Origin of the sequence: Streptomyces acidiscabies (assembly GCF_020010905.1) — a bacterium.
Taxonomy (GTDB): Bacteria; Actinomycetota; Actinomycetes; order Streptomycetales; family Streptomycetaceae; genus Streptomyces; species Streptomyces acidiscabies.
This window is the reverse complement of record NZ_JAGJBY010000001.1, coordinates 1716516-1737449: the sequence shown is the minus strand read 5'-3', so window position 1 is coordinate 1737449 and position 20934 is coordinate 1716516. Positions and strand designations below refer to the sequence as shown.

The 20934-nt window shown below is 70.0% G+C and carries 13 protein-coding genes; 6 read left to right on the top strand and 7 right to left on the bottom strand.

Annotation, left to right across the window (positions count from 1 at the left end; genetic code table 11):
• Nucleotides 1-21: 21 nt before the first annotated feature.
• The 7 genes from J8M50_RS08195 to J8M50_RS08165 all read right to left on the bottom strand — a co-directional run bounded on the left by J8M50_RS08195 (nucleotide 22) and on the right by J8M50_RS08165 (nucleotide 12685).
• Complete coding sequence (locus tag J8M50_RS08195) at nucleotides 22-4695, bottom strand: putative T7SS-secreted protein (protein ID WP_010355955.1); 4674 nt, start codon at nucleotides 4693-4695, stop codon at nucleotides 22-24.
• Nucleotides 4695-5396 carry a hypothetical protein gene (locus J8M50_RS08190; RefSeq protein WP_010355956.1) on the bottom strand — a complete coding sequence of 234 codons (702 nt, stop codon included), beginning with the start codon at nucleotides 5394-5396 and terminating at the stop codon, nucleotides 4695-4697. The genes J8M50_RS08195 and J8M50_RS08190 overlap by 1 nt, the downstream gene beginning before the upstream one ends.
• A complete protein-coding gene (locus J8M50_RS08185) occupies nucleotides 5393-5848 on the bottom strand; it encodes a hypothetical protein (RefSeq protein ID WP_010355957.1) in 456 nt (151 codons plus the stop codon). Before J8M50_RS08185 ends, J8M50_RS08190 begins: the two co-directional genes overlap by 4 nt.
• Before the next feature lie 443 nt (nucleotides 5849-6291).
• On the bottom strand, nucleotides 6292-7518 hold the full coding sequence (locus J8M50_RS08180; protein ID WP_010355958.1) for an acyltransferase family protein: 1227 nt from the start codon (nucleotides 7516-7518) through the stop codon (nucleotides 6292-6294).
• Nucleotides 7515-9626: a bifunctional polysaccharide deacetylase/glycosyltransferase family 2 protein gene (locus J8M50_RS08175; RefSeq protein ID WP_010355959.1), complete on the bottom strand. Its 2112-nt coding sequence runs from the start codon at nucleotides 9624-9626 to the stop codon at nucleotides 7515-7517. Before J8M50_RS08175 ends, J8M50_RS08180 begins: the two co-directional genes overlap by 4 nt.
• A gap of 290 nt (nucleotides 9627-9916) precedes the next feature.
• On the bottom strand, nucleotides 9917-11149 hold the full coding sequence (locus J8M50_RS08170; RefSeq protein WP_141655606.1) for a hypothetical protein: 1233 nt from the start codon (nucleotides 11147-11149) through the stop codon (nucleotides 9917-9919).
• A 570-nt stretch (nucleotides 11150-11719) separates the two neighbouring features.
• Nucleotides 11720-12685, bottom strand: a complete 966-nt coding sequence (locus J8M50_RS08165) for a LysR family transcriptional regulator (RefSeq protein ID WP_010355961.1) — start codon at nucleotides 12683-12685, stop codon at nucleotides 11720-11722.
• Nucleotides 12686-12780: 95 nt separating this feature from the next.
• Here J8M50_RS08165 and J8M50_RS08160 point away from each other — a divergent pair, with 95 nt between their 5' ends.
• The 6 genes from J8M50_RS08160 to J8M50_RS08135 all read left to right on the top strand — a co-directional run bounded on the left by J8M50_RS08160 (nucleotide 12781) and on the right by J8M50_RS08135 (nucleotide 20898).
• A complete protein-coding gene (locus J8M50_RS08160) occupies nucleotides 12781-14382 on the top strand; it encodes an MFS transporter (protein ID WP_010355962.1) in 1602 nt (533 codons plus the stop codon).
• A 244-nt stretch (nucleotides 14383-14626) separates the two neighbouring features.
• Nucleotides 14627-15919, top strand: a complete 1293-nt coding sequence (locus J8M50_RS08155; protein WP_178855111.1) for an ABC transporter substrate-binding protein — start codon at nucleotides 14627-14629, stop codon at nucleotides 15917-15919.
• A complete protein-coding gene (locus J8M50_RS08150) occupies nucleotides 15916-16815 on the top strand; it encodes a carbohydrate ABC transporter permease (protein WP_010355964.1) in 900 nt (299 codons plus the stop codon). Before J8M50_RS08155 ends, J8M50_RS08150 begins: the two co-directional genes overlap by 4 nt.
• A gap of 53 nt (nucleotides 16816-16868) precedes the next feature.
• Entirely contained in the window at nucleotides 16869-17633 is a 765-nt protein-coding gene (locus J8M50_RS08145; RefSeq protein ID WP_050987298.1) for a carbohydrate ABC transporter permease, read from the top strand.
• Between the two features lie 11 nt (nucleotides 17634-17644).
• Entirely contained in the window at nucleotides 17645-19897 is a 2253-nt protein-coding gene (gene yicI, locus J8M50_RS08140; RefSeq protein WP_010355966.1) for an alpha-xylosidase, read from the top strand.
• Nucleotides 19897-20898 carry a LacI family DNA-binding transcriptional regulator gene (locus J8M50_RS08135; RefSeq protein ID WP_010355967.1) on the top strand — a complete coding sequence of 334 codons (1002 nt, stop codon included), beginning with the start codon at nucleotides 19897-19899 and terminating at the stop codon, nucleotides 20896-20898. The genes yicI and J8M50_RS08135 overlap by 1 nt, the downstream gene beginning before the upstream one ends.
• Nucleotides 20899-20934 lie beyond the last annotated feature (36 nt).

Below are 20934 nucleotides of genomic sequence, written 5' to 3'. Positions count from 1 at the left end.
ACCCCTAGCGCATAATCGTGTTCAATACTCGTAGTGCTGAGCAGTTCCCGGCACCTTACCAGTCCTGGGGTTGCTCCACGGCCTGACATTAAAATGAGGACCCTGGTCGCCCACACCCCCTTCATTATAGTAATGACCGAATCCATGATCCTGGATGATCACTCTACTTCCGTCGTTACGCGTATACACGTACTCCCTGGTCATCACCGGGTTTCCACCATCCATGATCTGGTGCCCATTCCGATTCACCATCGGAACCCTTCGAATCTCATCAGGCTGCTGCGACACAGGAATCTCAAGATCTCGTTTCGCCTCACGGAAAGCGGCGTTCCTGCTCTCAGATTTCTTGTGTGTAGGATCTTCGCCGCACCCCTTGGGGGCAAGCCCCAAGGGGTCGCCCCACGTATGCGGATTGTCTACGTACGTCACAGGATTGACGGCAGCCGCCAAACCCAGAGGATCAGGTGTCAGATACCGGGCATTCTCGGGGTCGTAATGGCGAAAGAAGTTGTAGTGAAGACGGGTCTCCGGATCGTAATACTGACCGGGGAAACGCAACGGTGTAAATGCGGTGCTGTTCGCCCCCCATGCAGTCGTTCCCCACAGCGTGCTACGCGTAGCCCACGCTATTTCCCCTTGCTCACCGATCAACTCGGTCGGGGCACCGACCAGGTCTGTGACGATCGCGAAGAACCGGGAGTCGATCTCTTCTTGTGGGGCGTCGGCTGCCGTGATGCGCTCTGTCTGGGCGATAGGATGCAGACCCCGATGGTCCCAGGTGGTCGTGACCGGGTTCGGGAGGTCCGGGGATGTCGTGGTCTGTTCGCAGAGGGTGGTGCCGTCCCAGGTGAAATCGACGCGTTCTACGATCGCTTCGCTGTCTGAGGACAGACGGAGTTTGGCTGTGCGGCGGCCCAGAGGGTCGTACGTGTAGCGCCAGCGCGTGCCGTCGGGGGTGGTGACCGAGGTGAGGCGGTCTTCCGGGTCCCATGCGTAGCGCCAGGTGTCCGGCTTGCGCGAGAGGCGGGCCTTCTGGCGGAGGGTTACGCGGCCCAGCGCATCGTGCTCGTAGCGGACCTGGCCCGCGCGGGTGATGCGGGTGCCCGTGTAGGTGCGGTCGCCGGTCGCCTCATGGCCGGGGTGGGTGGCCGGCCAGGTTGCCCGGGTCTGGTTGCCCGCCGCGTCGTAGGCGTACGTCTCCGTCCAGTTGGCGGCGTGCACCGCTGTCACACGGCCCGTCGCGTCCAGGTCGAAGCGGCGAGAGCCCGTCAACTGGTCGTCGATACCGGTCAAGTTGCCGTCGGCGCGGTAGGTGTACGAGCGGTGCTGGACCGGTAGGCCCGTCGCGCCCGTCACCGACTGCGTTGCCAGACGGCCGAGTTGGTCGAAGGTGTGGGCCAGGGTGACCGACTCGCCGATGTGGCGGGTGAGTTCGCGGCCGGCGTCGTCGTACGTGAAGTCGATCGACCGGCCCGAGGCGAGCATGTTGGTGCGGCGGCCTGCCGCGTCGTACGACCAGGTGGTGGTGGCGCCGGTCGGGGTCGTGCGGCCGGTGCGGCGGCCGAGGTCGTCGTACGTGTAGGTGATCGTGCGGCTGTCGACCGTCTCCGAGTGGACGCGGCCGAAGCGGTCGCGGAGGATCGTGAGGGTAGTGCCGTCGGGGCCGGTGGCGAGGGCGAGGTTGTCAGTCAAGTCGTAGGCGTATGTGGCGACTTGGCCTGCCACATCCTTGCAGGTGACCTGGCCGAGGGGGTTGCGTTCGAAGGTGACGGTCGTGCCGAGGGTGTTGGTGCGGGAGGTCAGGCGGCCGGCGGGGTCGTACGTGTACGTGAGGACGCGGTCGTCGAAGTCCGTCTCCGTCGTCAGGTTGCCTGCCGCGTCGTAGGCGTAACTCCAGGTCAGGCCTTGGGGGTTGGTGACCTTCGTGAGGCGGAGTTCCGTGTCGTGGTCGAACTCGTAGCGGACGCCGTCGGGGCCGGTGCGGGCGGTGAGGAGGTCGAAGTGGGTGTACTCGAAGCGGGAGACGCCGCCCAACTGGTCTGTGTGGGCAGTGCAGTTGCCCTCGCCGTCGTACGTCCACGACTCGCTCGTGCCGTCCGCCGCCGTACGCCGGGAGAGGTGGCCCTCGGTCGTCCACTCCAGGTGGGTGGCCGCGCCGGTGGGGTCGGTGATCGTGGTGGGGCGGCCGTGGGGGTCGCGGGTGTAGTGGGTGGTCGCGCCCAGGGGGTCGGTGACACGGAGGGGGAGGCCCGCGCGGTCGGGGACGATCGTCGTCGTGTGACCGTGGGGGTCGGTGACGGTGGTGAGGTGGCCGGCCTCGTCGTAAGTGAAGTGGGTGGTACGGCCGTTGGGGGTGGTGAGTGAGGTGCGGTTGCCTCGGGAGTCGTACGTCTGGCGGAGTACCGAGCCGTCCGGGCTCACCAGCTTCACCGGGAGGCCTGGTGCGTCGTACTCGGCTCTGGTCTCGCGGCCGTCGGGGCGCACGACCGAGGTCGGGTTGCCCTGCTCGTCGTAGGTGAACGACGTGACATGTCCCAGGGGGTCCGTGTGGGAGAGCAGGCGGTTGTAGCGGTCGCGCCGGTAGCGGGTGACGGCGCCCAACGGGTCGATGTCCGCCACGACTTGGAAGATGTCGTTGATGAGGAAGCGGCGGGTGTGGCCCTCGCCGGTCGTCGTGGTGGTGACGCGGAGGCCGGTCTCGGGGTCGGTGTCGTCGTACGTGACCCGCAGGGCCATGTGGCCCGCCTCGCCGGTCTCGGCGATGCAGCGGTCCTGGTCGTCGTACTCGTAGGCGTAGCCGCGGTCGTTGGTGTCGGTCCAGGAGGTGACGCGGCCCGCTTCGTCGTACGTGAAGCGCAGGGGTAGCCCTGAGGAGTTGACGACGCCGGTGAGGTTGCCGTCCGTGTAGCTGTAGCTCTTGAGTACCTCACCCGTGAGGGCCAGGCGGAGAGCGGTGATGCGGCCCTCGGTGGTGGTGACGCGGACGTCGTGGCCGGAGCTGGAGGTCACTCCCAAGGGGGTGCCTTCAGCGTCGTACTGGAGAGTGATCCAGTTGCCGTTGCGGTCGTCGATCTGTTCCAGGACCGCGAGGTCGCCTCCCCGGTCGCCGAAGTGCCGGACGCGGCCGGTGAGCGGGTCGGTGACGGTGTAGCCGCCGTCCTCACGGTCCAGGGTCAGGCGGGGGCCGTGGCTGGGGAGGGTGGGGACGCCTGGCGCGGGATGGGGGTAGGCGAGGAGCAGGCCGTCCTCGGTGACGAAGACGACGCCCTCGGCATCGATCTCCAGGCGCTGGTCGAAGGTCGAGGACCAGGAGGGGCCGAACCAGCGGCCGAGGTGGTAGCCGGACTCCACGCGCCTCTTGAGTACTACGGGTAGGGGGCCGGGGAGGGTGACGTCCGTCTGCGGCAGATACATCTTGCCGCTGGCGAAGTCGATGGGGTCCGACCCCTTGCTCTCGACGCTCTCTCCCTCGCGGGCCGATCTGTTGGGGCCGTCCGAAACGGTGTCCCGTGCGGAAGCCTCGCCCGCTTCCTTCGTCCCACTGCGCACCGCCGCCCGTTCGGCGGCCGTCTCCGCCCCCTCCCGTGCTACCCGCACGACCCCCTTGACCTCACCCAGCCCCTTGGAACCGACCAGATCGAGGATGAAACGGCCCGTCCCCTCGGAGGGGTCCTTCTTGAAGCCGTCCCACATCGCGTTGAGGGTGCGGCCGGGTTGGGCGCCGGCCGAGACCAGGCCGGAGAGGGTGAGGCTGGCGTTCTGGAGGTATTCCGCCGGATGGGTGAGGTTGTAGGGGTCCGTGGGGTTGAGGCCGCGGGCGAAGTTGACGAGGCCACCGGTGCCCTTGACCACGCCGCCGGCGACATGGAGGAGTTCCGTGTTGGCGGCGAGCATGCCGTCGGCGACGTCGGCCTTGAGGCGGGCCAGGGGCGGCGGCTCCGCGGGGGCGTGGGCCAGGGCGGCCCGTACGCTGCTCGCGGCCGTCGTACCCGCGGAGTTGCGCTGGCGCCGGGCCTCGGCGAGGACCTCGCGGGCGCGGGCGATCAGGGGTGTGCCGGGGTCGGTGAAGGGGGCTGGGCGCGGGCCGGGGTCCTGGTCGGCGGCGAGCTTCGCGTTGTAGGCGTCGGCCTTCTTGTTGTACGACTCACGCGCCTGCTCGGACGTCTTCCTGCCCTGCGCGTAGAGGTCGATGGCCTCCTTGGCCTGACCCTGCGCCCAGGTCACCGTTCCGGCGTAACTCTCCAGGGCTACGGCGGCCTGCTCGCAGGCGGCAGCGGCGTTCAGCCAGCGCTCGGGGTGGCGTACGAACTTCTCGCGGAAGGTGTCGGCCGCCTCGCCCGTCCAGGAGGCGGAGTCCACCTTCTTCAGCCCCGAGGCGACCGTGTCGAAGGCTTTCTGGAAGTCCCGCAGGTGTTTCGCCGAGGCGGTGATGGCCTTCGGGTTGCCGTGGACCAGTTCGTTCGCCTGGTCGGTGGAGCCGAGGTCCTGCTCGCCCGGCGTAGCTCCCAGGTCGGAGGCGATGCTGTCGCCGAGGTCCTCGACCTTGTCGGCGAGGCCGCCCGCGCCGATCTTCTCCAGGCCGTCGCCGACGAGTTCGCTGCCCTTGTCGATACCCTCGCCGAGCATCTTCTTGCCCGCGTTCCAGCCCTCTTCGAGCTTGCCCAGGCCGGAGTTGACCAGGTCGTCGAGCCCCATCAGCCCGTCTGCCCTTCCTGCTCAGCCTGCCTGGCCCGTTCCTCGGGTGAGGGGCCGAGGGTTCGGTCCAGCGCCTGTTCGTAGTCGCTCTCACTCATCCCGGCCGCGCGGCGTAGTCCTTCAGGGGTAGGTCCCAGGGGCCCCATCGGGCCCAGCGTCTCGGACGTCAGCACGTCCCGGGCCGCGTCCTTCCAGCCCTGCTTCGCGGTCTCCGTCGCCTTGACGACGGACTCCGCGCTGTAGTCGGGGTTGCTGAGCGTGTCGTACTGGCTGCGGGCGATGTCGCTCCAGCTCTTGCCCTCCACCTCCTCCTCGGAGGCGTAAGGGCTGCCGCCCAGCGCGGAGTTGGCGAGCACCTTCAGCGAGCCGCTGACGTACTGGTCCGTCTCGTGCAGTGTTCCCGCCGCGAGGCCCACCGATTCGGCGAACGCGTTCGCCTGGGCCACCAGTGAGCGCACGCCCCAGTCCCAGCGCTCACAGAACGAGGAGAACTCCGAGCGCAGTTCGCCGTGGCCCAACTCCAGGCCGGACAGGGAGAGTTCGGAGAAGCCCCGGCCCGCGCCCGCGAGGCTGTCGATGCCGATCTCCCGTAGTTCGTCCAGGGTTTGGGTGATGCCCTGGGCGACCTGTGCCATGCCGGCGGTCTCCAGGTCCTTCGCCGCACCCGCGGCCGGCTTGCGCTCCACCGGATCGGTGTTCACCGTCGTCCCTCCCCGTCCGTGTCCACGGCCGCCTCGTCCGGCACGATGCCCTCGACGGGCGGGAACAGCACGCCCCCGCCCTCGCTGCCGACGTCCAGCGCGACGCCGCACGGCACCCCGGCCACGACGGTCCCGACGTCCAGCAGTCGCGCGCCGAGCACCCGCCGGTACGGCCATTCACGCCCCGCCTCACCCCTCGCGATCGCGAACCTGGCGAGCGCTTCCTCGTGCGAGAAGGCGTAGATCCAGCGGATGCCGCCGAAGTCGGCGACCAGGGGGGCGTCGTCCTCGACGAGGGGCAGGAGGACGGGGGTACGGCGGAACTCGCCGAGTACGGCGGCGAATTCACGCCGGCGACGGGTGGCGTCGGGGGGCTCGGGGTCGTTCTCCGGTTGCGGGGCCGGGAGTTCGGTTGCCTCGGCCGGTTCCGTTGCGGATGCGGCACCGGACACGGGACCGGAGGCTGCACGGGACGCCGGTGCGGGTGCCGGGCCCAGCACCGGTGCGGGCGGCGGTGGTTGCGGAGCTGCGGGCGGCAAGTCCGGCTCGGTCAAGGGGGATTCGGGGGTCGGGGGCAACACGTCCGGCGCGGTGGGCGGCGGGTCCACGTAGTCGCGCAGCCGTGACGGGCGCGCCTGCCCCGCCGTCTCCCCGCCCCCGCTTTCAGCCATGCCCGGAATCATCACACCTGCGCATCGCGAACCGCAATGCGGGTTTCCGGGCGGTGTGCGCGGGGGCTGGCAGTGGCGCCCGGCCGGGAGGTGCGGGTGGGTGAGGCGCGGGATCGGGCAGGTTTCCGCCCAAGCGAACGCCCGCCCGGCCCCCGGGGAAACGGTCTGCGGCTCGCCCGCTCCTGCCTCCTGCCTCCTGCCTCCTGCGGGTTACGGCTCTAGTACTACCGTCTCCGCCCCCGGAGACCCTTCGTCCGGCCGTTCGGCCACAGGGTTGGGCGGCGGCCTGCCGCGAGGTCCTCCGTCCAGCCGAAGGTCAGGACGCACAGGGCCGTGAGGAGCCAGGTCAGTGGGAGGACGGGCCACGGGGAGGTGAGGAGCCAGACGGCGTGGGATTCGAGGTAGGGGATGTTCCAGGCGTGGTCCCAGAGGGGTTCGGCGATGACGATGCAGAGGTTGTGCCAGAGGTAGATCGTGACGGCGCGGGAGTTGAGGAGGGTGATCAGGCCGTCCCAGCGGCGCAGGGCGGGGGGCCAGGTCCGCCAGCTCGGGCTCAGGTGGAGGAGGAGCAGGACCGTCGCGAAGGACCAGAGGGACTGGGCGAAGGGCATGTCGTCGAGGTCGTGGTCCTGGTGGAGATCGTGCGCGAGGGCATACCAGAGAGCTACGGCGGCGACGGCCGGGGCGAGGGAGGGGACGGTGTAGCGGGGGAGCTTCTGGAGGACGCCCTGGTGGTGGGCCATACCCAGGAGCCAGCAGGAGCCGAAGGTCGCGAAGTCGGTGAGGGTGGAGTCGAGGCGCCAGCTCGTGGTGGTCGCCGAGGTGAACTCCAGGCCCGCCGAAAGGACGAGGGGCGCCAGGATCGTGGTCCAGGGAGCCGCGCGCAGGGCCCGGCGCAGGAGCGGGGAGAGGAGGACGAACCAGAGGTAGGCCCTGATGTACCAGAGGGGTACGCCCAGAGCGGTGGGCCAGTCGTCCGCCACGAGGCCCTGGATGCCGTGGGAGACCTCGGCGTACGGGGGGTCGCTGAGCGGGAGGACCCAGTACCCGAGGTGCAGCCACCACCAGGCCGGGTGACCCTCCTCGCCGGGACCCCAGCCCGCGAGGACCATGCCGGTCACCCCGATCACTCCCAGGAGCCACAGGGGCGGGAGCAGCCGGCGCAGGCGGCCCCGGATCACCTCGGGTCCGGGGCGTTTGCCGAGGGAGCGGGACATCAGGTTGCCGGCGAGGGCGAACATCACGCCCATGGAGGGAAAGACGATGGGGAGCCAGGCCCAGCCCATGAGGTGATAGAGGACGACGCGGAAGAGGGCGACGGCCCTCAGGAGGTCGAAGTACCGGTCCCGGCCGCCTTGTCGGGGCGCCGGGGAGTCCGGTGCCTGCTCGACGACCGGCATCTTCTCGGTGTCCCGGGCGCCCAGTTCGGGCCTGTCCGACGTACTCGTCATGCCCGGCCTCCGCTCTCCGCCGCCAACTGCCCGGGAGGCGCGGCGACTTGGCCCTTGCGACGCAGTTTCTGCCAGCGCAGCCGGCCGCCCGTGAGCGCCGTGATCCAGGACTGGAGCAGGACGATGTACATCAGCTGCCGGTAGAGGATCTGCTGGAGCGGCAGGGAGATCAGCGGGGTGAGGCGTTCGCGGTCGAGGGCGAACGCGTAGGCCGCGCAGGCCCCTTGGACCGCGAGGACGCCGAACCAGGCCGCGATCGTCCTGCCGGTCGGGCCGAAGACGAGGCCGTAGACGAGGAACAGGTCGATCAGCGGGGCCAAGAGCGGCGCGACGACCATGAACAGCGAGACCAGCGGCAGGCCGACCCGCCCGAAGCGGCCCGAAGGACCCCGTTCGACGACGGCCCGGCGATGCTTCCAGATCGCCTGCATCGTGCCGTAGCACCAGCGGTACCGCTGCGACCAGAGCTGCTGCACCGACTCGGGCGCCTCGGTCCACGCGCGCGCGTTCTCCGCGTAGACGACCCGCCAGCCGTCGCGGTGCATGGCCATGGTGATGTCGGTGTCCTCGGCGAGCGTGTCGTCGCTCATCCCGCCGACCCGCTCCAGCGCGGTACGCCGAAATGCCCCTACCGCGCCGGGAATTGTGGGCATGCAGCGCAGTACGTCGTACATCCGGCGGTCCAGGTTGAAGCCCATCACGTACTCGATGTGCTGCCAGGCCCCGATAAGGGTGTCCTTGTTGCCGACCTTGGCGTTCCCGGCGACGGCTCCGACCCGCGGATCGGCGAAGGGCTGGACCAACTCCCGTACGGTGGACGGCTCGAAGACCGTGTCGCCGTCCATCATCACGATGATGTCGTGCGAGGCGTTGGCGAGCCCCCGGTTGAGCGCGGCGGGTTTGCCCGCGTTGAGCTGACGGACCACCCGTACGCCGGGCAGGGCGAGTTCCTCGACGATGCGGGCGGTGCCGTCGGTGGAGCCGTCGTCGACCACCAGGATTTCTATGGGGTGTTCGCTCCCGATCAGTGAACGCACCGTGTTCTCGATGCACTTGGCCTCGTTGTACGCCGGGACCAGTACCGTCACGGGTTCGGTGACCGGCGCGTCCGGGCCCCAGGTGAAGCCGCGGCGCCGGGTGCGGCGGGTGTGCGCGGCGGAGAGCAGCAGCATCAGGCCGAAGCGCGCGAAGACCAGGACGCCGATGACCGCGAGGCCGACGACGAGGACTCCGGTGAGGCTGTCGGAGGCGGTGACGAGGGCCGTCCACGCCTTGCCCTTCCACAACTCGGCGCCGGTGACCGGGATATGGGCGCTCGGGGCGTTCAGGGCCTCGGTGAGGTTCTGGAACCTGTAGCCCTGGCCCTGGAGTTGAGGCAGGTAGCGGTCGAGCGCCTGGACCGTCTGGTGCCGGTCGCCGCCCGAGTCGTGCATCAGGACGATGCCGCCTTTTCCTTTGCGCGGCGTGGAGTTGGCGATGATCCTGGCGACTCCGGGCTTCTGCCAGTCCTCGCTGTCGACGCTCGTGAGGACGGTGAGGTAGCCCCGGCTCCCCACGTAGCGCACGACCGGCCACGAGTTGTCGTCCAGCGCGTCGGCCGTGGAGGAGTACGGCGGCCGGAAGAGCGAGGTGCGGATACCGGCCGCGCCCGCCAACGCCAGCTGGTTCTGGGTGAGTTCCCAGTCGATGCGGGACCTGGACTGGTAGGAGAGGTCGGGGTGGTTGAAGGTGTGCAGGCCGATCTCGTGGCCCTCCTCGGCCATCCGCCGGACCAGGTCGGGGTAGCGGGACGCCATGGTGCCGGTGATGAAGAAGACGGCGTGGGCGTGGTGCGCCTTCAGGACGTCCAGGACCTCGGGCGTCCAGCGCGGGTCGGGGCCGTCGTCGAAGGTGAGGACGATCCGCCGGTCCGGGATGTCCATGCTGGCCGTCCGACCGCCCCGGGTGTCCACGACCGGGCCGCCCGCCAGGATCTTCTCCGGCACCGTGTCGGCCGCCGCCTCGGGGCGTACCCGGTAGTCCGCGAGGATCTCGCTGTGCACGTAGCCGCGCAGCATCAGCATCGCCATCACCGCGCAGAGCAGGAGCAGCGGGAGCAGGTGGCGCATGGGGAGGAAGCGGCGGCGGGGCGGGGCGGGGGGTGGAGCCGACGGGGGTATCGGAGGGGGTCCCTGGTATGACGCCGTCGGTGGTAGTCCGTCGGCACCGGCCGGGGTGGTCGGGGCAGCCGTAGTACCCGTAGTACTCGTACTGCCCGTCGTACCCGTAGTACCTGAGGTCCCCCGCTTCCGACGGGTCATCCCCCTACGGCCTGAGGAGGACCCCGACGAGCGGTGCGAGGGTAGGGCTGAGGAACCGGTCGGCCCCTGTACGGACCGCCGGTTTGCACGTGAACCCATCAGGAGACGCCCTCCACGGAACCGGCGGGAGCCGCCGCGGCCAGCGCCTTGCGCGCCACGAACACCCCGGCCCCGGACCCCGGCGCGCTCTCAGGCGCGTCGATGTTCGCGGCCAGGGCGGCCCCGGGGTCACCGGAGACACCGGACGCCGAACCACCGGAGCCGGTACCACCGGAGCCGGTACCGCCCGAGCCGACGCCGCCTGAACCGGCACCGCTCGAACCGCTGCCGCCCGCCCCGGCGCCGCCGGACCCGCTGCCCCCGGCCTCGGACGCCGGCGTCACCCGGCCCGACGACACGGGCGACGACACCGGCGAGGCCCCCACAGCCGACGGCCCCGCACCCCCACCGCCCGAACTCCCCGCCCCGGACGCCTGCCGCTTCTCGGTGACCCCCGGCGACGCCGACGCGTCCGGCGAGGGATCCGGCGAGGGCGCCGCCGAGGAGGACGGCGGGGACGACACCGCCGGACTGCTGCCGCCCGGCGAAGGGCTGCCGCTGCCGACCCCGGGCCCCGGCCCGGCCCCCGGCCCGGTCGCACCGGCGCTCGGCGAGACCGCCGCCGAGGAGGACGGCCGGGGCGTAGGACCCGTAGTACCTGAGGCGGACGGCCCCGGCGTCACACCGGGCGCCCTGGTCGTCGTACCGGAGGCGGTCGCCGACGAGGTACCGCCGGGGGTGGAGACGCCGTCCGGCGCGCCTGGCTCCGACGTACTGGGGGTACGGGTCGCCTCGACCTGGCTCGCGGGCTTGCTGTCGTCGCCGGGTCCGGGCAGCGGCAGCCAGGGGGCGCCCGCGTTGCCGGAGAGGAGGGTGCCGACGATGACGGCCGCGTAGGCGCCGCACGCCAGGCCGACGGCGAGTCCGAGGCACCGGAAGGTACGGCTGCGGCGGCCCGACTCGTCGACGAACACGGGGCGTTCGGACGCCTCGCCGTCGGACTTGGCACCGCCGCGCAGGGGGTCGAGCTGGACGGTCACCTCGCCGGGGTCGTGACCCTCGGCAGCGGCGTCGGCCGTGCCGTCCGCGCCTCGGCCGTCCCGTACACCCCGTCCCTCCGGAGAGCCACCCCCACGGTGAAGCTCCCCATCGGCCCCCGTCCGACGCCCCGCGCCGTCCCCGGCACGCCGGCTCCTGGGAGCCACCGGCCAGCCGCCCGCATCCGCGTCCCCGGTCGCGCCCTCGTTCCCGGCGCCGCCCGGCGTCGTACCCGTACGACTTCCGGGGGACACCCCATGAGACCCGTACCCCCCAGGTACCCCCGCGGGCTTCTCTCCCCACGGGTCCCGACCCACCGGCGCGGCCCCGAAAGCCGACTCCACCAGCCCGGCCGAGTCCGGTACCCGCGTCGAGGGGTCCGGTGCCCGTCGGCCGCTGCCGAGGATCTCGTCCGGGAACCCCTCCCATCCGGTGCCGGCCGGCGAGGGTGACTCGCCCAACGGCCCGGATATCTCACGCCGTTCACCGGCGGACGCCCCCGCCTCGGGCAAGCGCGGGGACACCCCCGTATCGGGGAACTTCTGGGTCCCGCCCCCGACCGCCGCGACCCCTTGGGTCGGTGGTGCCGGGTCGGGCCACTCCGGTTGGGCGTCTTCTGGCCATTTCTTCACGTGCGCACTTCCCCCCACGGGAGCACCTCGGAATCGCTCCGGGTCCATCCCTGGAACAGTTGTGGGCGCGTGTTCGACTACCGAGCACACGTCGCACAACCAGGCCCCCACCCGGTTCACACGCCCCCGATGTCTCTCCGTGCTCGGGGCGCCGAATCTAGCGCAGCGGATGCACGTCGTGTGCGCGATGTGTCATTTGTATGCTGATGCCATGTTCATGTCTATGGCTGAAATCCATCCATCGGTCGGGACCTCCAACCACGATTCCTCGACCGCGAGTTCGAGCACGGATTGACGCAGTACGGCCAAGATCGGATGGACCAGCCCCTTTCGCCACACGAGTGACACCGGGGACAAAGGGACGGGCTCGACGAGCGGTCGCCGGACCGTCCCCGGCATGGCCGGAAAACCCTCCACGGCGAGCACCGGCCAGCCGGACCGGGCCATGGCACGCCGGAACTCCTCCTCCCCCACGGCCATCGGAACCGGCGGCGCGACCCGGACGCCCCGCCCCTCGAACAACTGCCGGGCCAGGTCGGTCCATTCAGGGGTACGGGGATTTCCGGCGCCCGCGTAGACCTCCTCCCCCGCCAACTCCCGTACGGGCACCGCGTCCCACGAGGCCAGCCGGTGATCCTCGGGAAGGAGGACGGCCATGGGCTCGTACCGGACGAGTTGGTGATCGAGCCGGGCCCGCAGCGAGGGGGCGAGTCCCGCGTACCGTCCGAACGAGGCGTCCAGGCGGCCCGCGATCATCTCGGCGGCGGCCCAGGTGAGCCCGCTCTCGAAGCGGGCCATCAGCTCGTGGTCCGGGGCGAGTCGGCGCGCTCGCTCCAGGACCAGCGAACCGGTGCGCAGGCCGGGCGAGTTGAGGTCGACCAGCAGGGGGCGGGGGCGGCCGAAGGCGGCGCGCAGTTCCTCCTGCGCGTCCAACACCCGCCGGGCGTACGGGAGAAGGCGTTCGCCGTCCGGCGTCAGGGCCACCTGGCGTGTCGTACGGACGAACAGGTCGGCCCCCAACTCCCGTTCCAGGCGCCGTACATCGCGGCTCAACGCCTGCTGGGCGACGAACAGGCGTGCGGCGGCCCGGGTGAAGTGCAGTTCCTCGGCCACGGCGAGGAAGACGCGGAGCAGACGGGGGTCGAGGTCCTGGGGCATCCGGCGAACGTAACAAGGACTCACAACGCAGGCGCGTGAATAAGCGCGGGACAGGTGTTGGACCGGATGATCATCGCCGTACGACCGTTGGCGGCATGCCCCACGTCCACCAAAAACCACCACGAACCCACCGCACCCCCGGCCCCTACCGCCGCCTCCTCTCCCACCCCGGCGCCAGCGCCTTCACCGCCGGGAACCTCGTCGCCCGCCTCCCCTCGGGGATGTTCAGCGTCAGCGCGGTGATGATGATCGCCGACGCGCACGGGTCGTACGCGCTCGCGGGCGCCGTCAGCGCAACGGGCCTCGCGGCGACGGCAGTTGCCGCCCCGTGGGTCGCCCGGCTCGTCGACCGGCGAGGTCAGGCCCAAGTCGCCGTACCCGCCGCGCTGTTCGCCGCGCTCGGGTCCATCGCCCTGGTGCTGTGCGTCCGTTACGACGCCCCGGTGTGGACGTTGTTCGCCGCGTACGCCGCGACGGCGACCACCCCCAACACGGGCGGCATGTCCCGCGCCCGCTGGGCCCACCTGCTCGCCGGGGACGAGGAAGCCCTGCACACCGCGAACTCCTTCGAGCAGGCGGCGGACGAACTCTGCTTCCTGCTGGGCCCGTTGATCGCAGCGCTGCTGTGCGCGAACGTCTTCCCCGAGGCCGGCACGCTCACCGCAGCCGCCCTGCTCGTCACCGGCATCCTCCTGTTCGCCGCCCAGCGCAGGACCGAACCCCCACCGCACGCCCACCCCTCGGCCAAGTCCCCCCTCACCTCCCCCGGCATGCCACCCCTCCTCGCCGCCTGCCTCTGCCTGGGCGCGGTCTTCGGCGCGACCGAGGTCGTGACGGTCGCCTTCGCGGACGAGGCGGGCCACCGAGCCGCCGCAGGGCTGGTGTTGGGCCTCCAGGCGGGCGGATCGGCGCTGGCGGGGCTGGTGTTCGGCGCGATGACGGGCCACGGCGAAGGAGCCTCCGGCAAGGGCCGACGGACGTCGAAGACCGGGGCGGGTCCCGGCCAAGACCGACGGACACCCAAGGCCGGGGCAGACACCGGCAAAGGCCGACAGGCACCCAAAACCAGGGCAGCTCCCGGCAAAGGCCGGCGAACCCTCAACACCGGAGCAGCCTCCGGCGAGGGCCATCCACCCCTCCGGGCCGAACCGACGCCCCGCAAGGAACACCCCGCCGAACCGACGCCCGACAAAGAACACCCCGCCGAACCGACACCCGGCAAGGAACACCCCGTCGCGAACATGCAGACCTCCAAGACCGACCCACCCCCCAACTCCACCCCAGCCGCCCGCCGTTACCCCTGCTGCATCGCCGCCATGGCCACCCTCCTCACCCTCCCCCTCCTCGCCGCAACCCTCACCGGCTCCCTCCCCCTCCTGGCCCTCGCCCTCCTCGTCTCCGGTGCCGCGACCGCCCCCACGATGATCACCGGCATGACCCTGGTCCAGCAGCGCACCCCCGAGGGCCGCCTCAACGAGGGCATGACCCTCGCGGTCACCGGCCTCCTCGGCGGAATCGCCACGGGCAGCGCGCTAGGCGGCTGGGTGGCGGACCACACCTCCCCCACGACCGGCTACGGCATACCGGTCGCCGCGGCATGCGCGGCACTGCTGGTCACACTGACGTGGCGAGCCAGAAACACCGGACACGCCGAGCCGACCACCGCACCGAACACCCGCCCGAACGCGACCCCGTAGCCAACACCCCCGGCGACAAGGCACAACAACGCCCCACCCACACCCCGGCACCCTCCCCGATGCACCCGTCATAATCGAAACGCTTCCCTCATTCCCTGCCACCCCCATTGACGCACCTCCACCCACCCAATAACTTCCTCCGTCGAAGCGCTTCGACGTCACGCATCGAATCGATTCGACGAACACCCGCGTGACGCCGGCCAGGCCAGCCCGAAGACCCATCCGACTCCCTTGGAGAACCTGGATGTTGACGGCACGACGGCGGACACTGACGACAGCGGCGGCACTGAGTACGGCTCTCCTCCTCGCGTCCTGCGGAGGCTCGGGAGGGGGTGGATCGGACGGGAACACCCTGCGCCTGTGGCACTACGAGGCCCCCAACAGCGCGATGGGGGTGGCGTGGACGGAGGCGATCAAGGAGTTCGAGGTCCAACACCCCGGCGTCAAGGTGAAGTTCGAGGAGAAGAGCTTCGAGCAGATCCAGAAGACGGCCCCGATGGTCCTCAACTCCTCGGACGCACCGGACCTGATGGAGTACAACAAGGGCAACGCGACGGCGGGCCTCCTCTCGAAGCAGGGCCTGCTGACCGACCTCACCCCGGAGGTGACGAAGCGCGGCTGGGACAAACTGCTGGGCCCGGGCGTCCGCACGACCAGCCAGTACGACACCAACGGCGTGATGGGTTCGGGCAGTTGGTACGGCATCCCGAACTACGCCGAGTACACGATGGTCTACCTCAACAAGGACCTCTTCAAGAGGTACGCCGTCCCGGAGCCGACAACGTTGGCTCAACTCACGGCGGCCTTGCAGAAGTTCAAGGACAAGGGCGTCACCCCGCTGGCCAACTCGGGCGCGGAGTACCTCGCCCACCAGTACCTCTACCAGCTGGCCCTGTCGAAGGCGGACCGCTCCTGGGTCGACGCCTACGAGCTGTACAAGGGCAAGCCCGACTTCCACGACGCGGCCTGGACGTACGGCGCCGAGACGTTCGCGGACTGGGTCAAGAAGGGCTACATAGCGAAGAGTTCGAGCGGCATGACGGCCGAGCAGGCGGGCGTCTCCTTCCTCCAGGGCAAGGCGCCGATCCTGTTCTCGGGGAGCTGGTGGTACGGCCGCTTCCAGTCGGAGGCGAAATTCGACTGGGGCACGACCCTGTGGCCGGAGTCGAAACTCACGCTCGGCTCGGGCGGCAACCTCTGGGTCGTACCGAAGAGCGCGAAGAACAAGCAACTCGCCTACGACTTCATCGACATCACCCTGTCGAAGAAGATCCAGAACCTGCTCGGCAACAAGGGCGGCGTACCCGTCGCGGCGGACCCGAACGCGATCACCGACCCCAAGTCGAAGCAACTCATCACGGATTTCACCACGGTGAGCGCCCGTGACGGCCTCGCCTTCTACCCCGACTGGCCGGTCCCCGGCTTCTACGACGTCCTGGTCTCGGAGACGCAGAAGCTGATCACCGGCAGCGAGAAGCCCGAGGAGTACCTCGACGCGGTGAAGAAGGCGTACGACAAGGGTGTCCCGTCCTCATGACGGCTCCGCGCCGCTCGGCGCCGTACGCGCTCTTCCTGGTCCCCGGCGTCCTCGCGTTCCTCGCGGTCGTCATCGTGCCGTTCCTGATGAACACCGGTGTGAGCTTCACGAGTTGGCAGGGTGTCGGCACCCCGGAGTGGACCGGTCTCGCCAACTACCGGGAGCTGCTGGACGATTCGGCGTTCTGGGAGTCGTTCCGGCACAGTCTGTTCATGGTCGTGGCGATGGCAGCGCTGCCCACGGCCGCCGGACTCGTCCTGGCCGCCGCCCTGTTCGACTACGTCGGCAAGCACTTCGGCAGCAGGGTCACGACGATTCTGCGGGCCTGCTTCTACCTGCCGCAGGTGCTGCCGATCGCGGTCGCGGGCATCGTGTGGAGCTGGATCCTCGCCCCGGACAACGGCTCGCTCAACGAACTCCTCGGCGCCGTCGGCCTGTCGGGCTGGGAGCAGGACTGGCTGGGCGACCCGGACTTCGCGCTCTACAGCGTCATGGGCGTCATGGTCTGGGTCCAACTCGGCTTCCCGCTCGTGGTGTTCATGGCCGGACTCGAACGCGTCGACCCGCAGCTGCACGAGGCGGCCGAGCTGGACGGCGCGGGCTGGTGGCGGCGCTTCTGGCACATCACGCTGCCGCAGATCCGCCCCGAGATCTCCGTCGTGCTGACCTGGTGCACGATCGCCGCGCTCAAGGTGTTCGGCGCGGTGTACGTCCTGACGAAGGGCGGTCCTGGCGGGGCGACGGACGTGCCGTCGTACTTCTCGTTCACCACGTTCTTCGAGAAGACGCAGGTCGGGTACGGGGCCGCGATCTCGACGGTGCTGACGGTACTGATCCTCGCGCTCTCACTGATCGCGCTGAGACTCCAGAACAGGCAGGAAGAGGCGTCGAGTTGAAAGCACTGAAGCGTTATCCCGTCCTCCTCGCTCTCTGTATCGCCGCCCTCTTCATGGTCACCCCTTTCCTCATCGTCACCCTCAACGCCTTCAAGTCCCCTGCGGAGTACGCCCAGAACGGCCCCCTCAGCCTCCCCGAAGGCCTCTACCTGGACGGCCTGAAAAGCTTCTGGACCCGCGTCGACTACACGCAGAAACTCGTCAACTCCACCCTGATCAGCGGCTCGGTGGCGATCCTCGCGACCGTCCTCTCCCTCCTCAACGCCTACGCGATCGGCATCGGCCGCATCAAGGGCCGCCCCTGGATCCTCGCCTTCTTCGTCCTGGCGAACGTCGTCCCGCAGGAGGCGCTGGTCTACCCCGTCTACTACCTGAGCAAGCAACTCGGCCTGTACGACACGAGGTTGAGCGTCATCATCGTGTTCACGGTGATCCAGGCGGCGTTCGGCACATACCTCCTGTCGGCCGTCCTCGGCAGGTTCCCGCGCGAGGTGGTCGAGGCGGCGCACGTGGACGGCGCGAACAAGTGGCAGGTGCTGTGGCGGATCGTCGTACCGATGAGCCGCCCTACCCTCGGCGTGCTGCTGGTCTTCTTCTTCGTGTGGACGTGGAACGAGTTCCTGCTCCCGCTGGTGATGCTGATCTCGAACGACAACCAGACGGTGTCGGTCGCGCTCGGCGTCCTCCAGGGCCAGCGCCTGATGGACGCCACGATGACCAACGCGGCTGCCCTGCTCGGTGTGTTGCCGGCGCTCGTCTTCTTCCTCGTCTTCCAGCGCACGCTCACCCGCGGGATAGCCGTGGGTGCCGTCAAGTAAGGGGCCTCCACGTGAAGTTCACCGATGGTTACTGGCTGCTGCGCGACGGGATCACCGCGGCCCACCCCGCCGAGGTGCTCGACGTCGCCGCGTCGGACGGCACGCTGGAGATCCACGCGCCGACCCGGCCCATCCGCCACCGCGGCGACCTGCTGAAGGGACCGGTCGTGACGATCAGCGCGCACACCCCGATGCCCGATGTCATCGGCGTCACCTTCGCCCACTTCCGGGGCGACCGCCCGCCCTCGCCCCAATTCGACCTGACCGCCGAGGAGTTCACCCCTCAGCTGTCCTACGAGGAGGACCACGCGACCCTCACCTCCGGCGCCCTGTCCCTGAAGGTCACCCGCAGCGGCCCCTGGCACCTGGACTTCCGCGCCGACGGCCGCTCGCTCACCTCCAGCGGCCCCAAGGGCATGGGCATCATGCGCGACACCCGCACCGAGGCCCACTACCTGCGCGAGCAACTCGCCCTGGGCGTAGGGACATCGGTGTACGGACTCGGCGAACGGTTCGGCCCGGTCGTCAAGAACGGCCAGGTGGTGGACATCTGGAACGCCGACGGCGGCACGGCCACCGAACAGGCGTACAAGAACACGCCGTTCTACCTCACCGACGCCGGGTACGGCGTCTTCGTCGACCACCCGGGCAAGGTGTCCTTCGAGGTCGGCTCCGAGGCGGTCTCCCGGGTCCAGTTCAGCGTCGAGGCCCAGGAGTTGACGTACTACGTCATCCACGGCCCCACCCCGAAGGACATCCTGCGCAAGTACACCGCCCTCACCGGCCGCCCCGCGCTCCCGCCGGCCTGGTCGTTCGGGCTGTGGCTGTCGACGTCGTTCACCACCTCGTACGACGAGGAGACGGTCACCTCGTTCATCGAGGGCATGCGGGCACGCGAACTCCCGTTGTCCGTCTTCCACTTCGACTGCTTCTGGATGCGCGAGCTGAACTGGTGCGACTTCGAGTGGGACCCGCGCGTCTTCCCCGACCCGGAGGGCATGCTGGCCCGGCTGAAGGCGAAGGGGCTGCACGTCTGCGTATGGATCAACCCCTACATCGCCCAGCGCTCCCCGCTGTTCGCGGAGGGCAAGGAGCTGGGCCACCTCCTGAAGCGGCCGGACGGCAGCGTCTGGCAGTGGGATCTGTGGCAACCCGGCATGGCCCTGGTCGACTTCACCGATCCGGCCGCCCGCGACTGGTACGCGTCGAAGCTGGAGAAGCTCCTCGACCAGGGCGTCGACTGCTTCAAGACCGACTTCGGCGAGCGCGTCCCGACGGACGTGGCCTGGTCCGACGGCTCCGACCCGGAGCGCATGCACAACTACTACACGTACCTCTACAACCGCACCGTCTTCGACGTCCTGCGCAAGCACCGCGGCGAGGGCGAGGCGGTCCTCTTCGCCCGCTCGGCCACAACAGGCAGCCAGAAGTACCCCGTTCACTGGGGTGGCGACTGCGAGTCGACGTACGAGGCGATGGCCGAGTCGCTGCGCGGCGGCCTCTCGCTCGGCCTGTCCGGGTTCGGCTACTGGAGCCACGACATCGGCGGCTTCGAGGGCACCCCGACCCCGGCCCTGTTCAAACGCTGGCTCGCCTTCGGCCTGTTGTCGTCCCACAGCCGCCTGCACGGCAGCTCCTCGTACCGGGTGCCGTGGCTCTTCGACGACGAATCCGTCGACGTCCTACGGCTGTTCACGCGGCTGAAGCTGCGGCTCATGCCGTACCTGTACGAGGCGGCGCGCACCGCGCACGAGGAAGGGGTGCCGGTGATGCGCGCGATGGTCCTGGAGTTCCCGGACGACCCCGGGTGCGCGCATCTGGAACGCCAGTACATGCTGGGCGGCGACCTGTTGGTGGCGCCGGTCTTCAACGACGAGGGAGACGTGCGGTATTACGTCCCCGAGGGCGACTGGACCGACTTCTTCACCGGCCGCACCGTCACCGGCCCGCGCTGGGTGCGCGAGACGCACGGGTTCCTGAGCGTCCCGCTGCTGGTGCGGCCCGGCGCGGTGATCCCGGTGGGCGCGCACGCCGACCGGCCCGACTATTCGTACGCCGACGGGGTCACCCTGCGGACGTACGGCCTGGAGCGGGGCGCCCAGGTCACGGTGCGCGCGGGGGAGGTGAGCTTCACCGTCGTACGGGAGGGGAACACGCTGCGGGCGTCCTCCAGCGATCCGGTGGCGCCCTGGTCGCTCGCCGCCGGGGACCGGGTGGCGCGGGCTGAGGCCGGATGCGGCTTCCTGACGGTGGAGCTGGGCTGATGGTCAAGATCACCGATGTGGCGCGGCTGGCCGGGGTCTCCCCGAGCACGGTGTCGTACGCGCTGAGCGGCAAGCGGCCGATCTCCGAGCAGACCCGGCGCCGGGTCCAGGACGCCATCCGCGACCTCGGCTACCGGCCGCACGCCGGTGCCCGCGCGCTGGCCAGCAGCCGCTCCAACGTGCTCGCCCTCGTCGTCCCCCTGCGCGCCGGGATGCACGTCCCCGTCGTCATGCAGTTCGTGGGGTCGGTGGTGACGGCCGCGCGGCGGTACGACCACGACGTGCTGCTCCTGACGCAGGAGGAGGGCGAGGAGGGGCTGCGGCGCGTCGCGGACACCGCGCAGGTGGACGCGCTGATCCTCATGGACGTACAACTCCACGACCCCCGGCTGCCGTTGCTGCGTTCGCTGGAGCGGCCGACGGTGATGATCGGGTTTCCGCTCAGCCCGCAGGGGCTCACCTGTATCGACCTGGACTTCCGGGCGGCGGGCGAGGCGTGCGTCGAGCATCTCGCCCGGCTCGGGCACCGGACCGTCGCGCTGGTGGGGTCGCCGCCCGAGGTGTACGTCCGGCAGACCGCGTTCGCGCAGCGCGTCGTCCAGGGGTTCACCGCCGCCGCCCACCGCGCCGGGCTCCAGTCCGCCGTGCGCCCCTGCGAGGCGAGCCCCGCCGCGGCCCGCCGGGTCGCCGAGCAACTGCTGCGCGAGCAACCGGCGTTGACCGGGGTCGTCGTCCACAACGAGGCGGTGCTCGAACCGCTCATCGACGCGTTCCGCCGGCTCGGGCTGAGCGTCCCCGGCGACCTCTCCGTCATCGCGATCTGCCCCGCCGACCTCGCGGAGCACCTCCAGGTCACCGCCGTCGCCCTGCCGTCCGGTCAGGTCGGCACGCAGGCGGTGGAGCTGCTGATGGACAAGCTCGCGGGAGAGCCGGTGTCGGAGGCGACGCTGCTGCCGGCGGCGCTCACGCCGAGGGCGAGTACGGCGCCCCGGCACGCGTGAAAAGAAAAGCCACAGGCCCCGCCGCTCGAAAGCGAC

Excerpts from the sequence above, each read along its gene's own strand:
- J8M50_RS08195 (WP_010355955.1), bottom strand. The coding sequence starts at position 4,695 with ATGGGGCTCGACGACCTGGTCAACTCCGGCCTGGGCAAGCTCGAAGAG.
- J8M50_RS08180 (WP_010355958.1), bottom strand. The coding sequence starts at position 7,518 with ATGACGAGTACGTCGGACAGGCCCGAACTGGGCGCCCGGGACACCGAG.
- J8M50_RS08175 (WP_010355959.1), bottom strand. The coding sequence starts at position 9,626 with ATGCGCCACCTGCTCCCGCTGCTCCTGCTCTGCGCGGTGATGGCGATG.
- J8M50_RS08165 (WP_010355961.1), bottom strand. The coding sequence starts at position 12,685 with ATGCCCCAGGACCTCGACCCCCGTCTGCTCCGCGTCTTCCTCGCCGTG.
- J8M50_RS08160 (WP_010355962.1), top strand. The coding sequence starts at position 12,781 with ATGCCCCACGTCCACCAAAAACCACCACGAACCCACCGCACCCCCGGC.
- J8M50_RS08155 (WP_178855111.1), top strand. The coding sequence starts at position 14,627 with ATGTTGACGGCACGACGGCGGACACTGACGACAGCGGCGGCACTGAGT.
- J8M50_RS08150 (WP_010355964.1), top strand. The coding sequence starts at position 15,916 with ATGACGGCTCCGCGCCGCTCGGCGCCGTACGCGCTCTTCCTGGTCCCC.
- J8M50_RS08145 (WP_050987298.1), top strand. The coding sequence starts at position 16,869 with ATGGTCACCCCTTTCCTCATCGTCACCCTCAACGCCTTCAAGTCCCCT.
- J8M50_RS08135 (WP_010355967.1), top strand. The coding sequence starts at position 19,897 with ATGGTCAAGATCACCGATGTGGCGCGGCTGGCCGGGGTCTCCCCGAGC.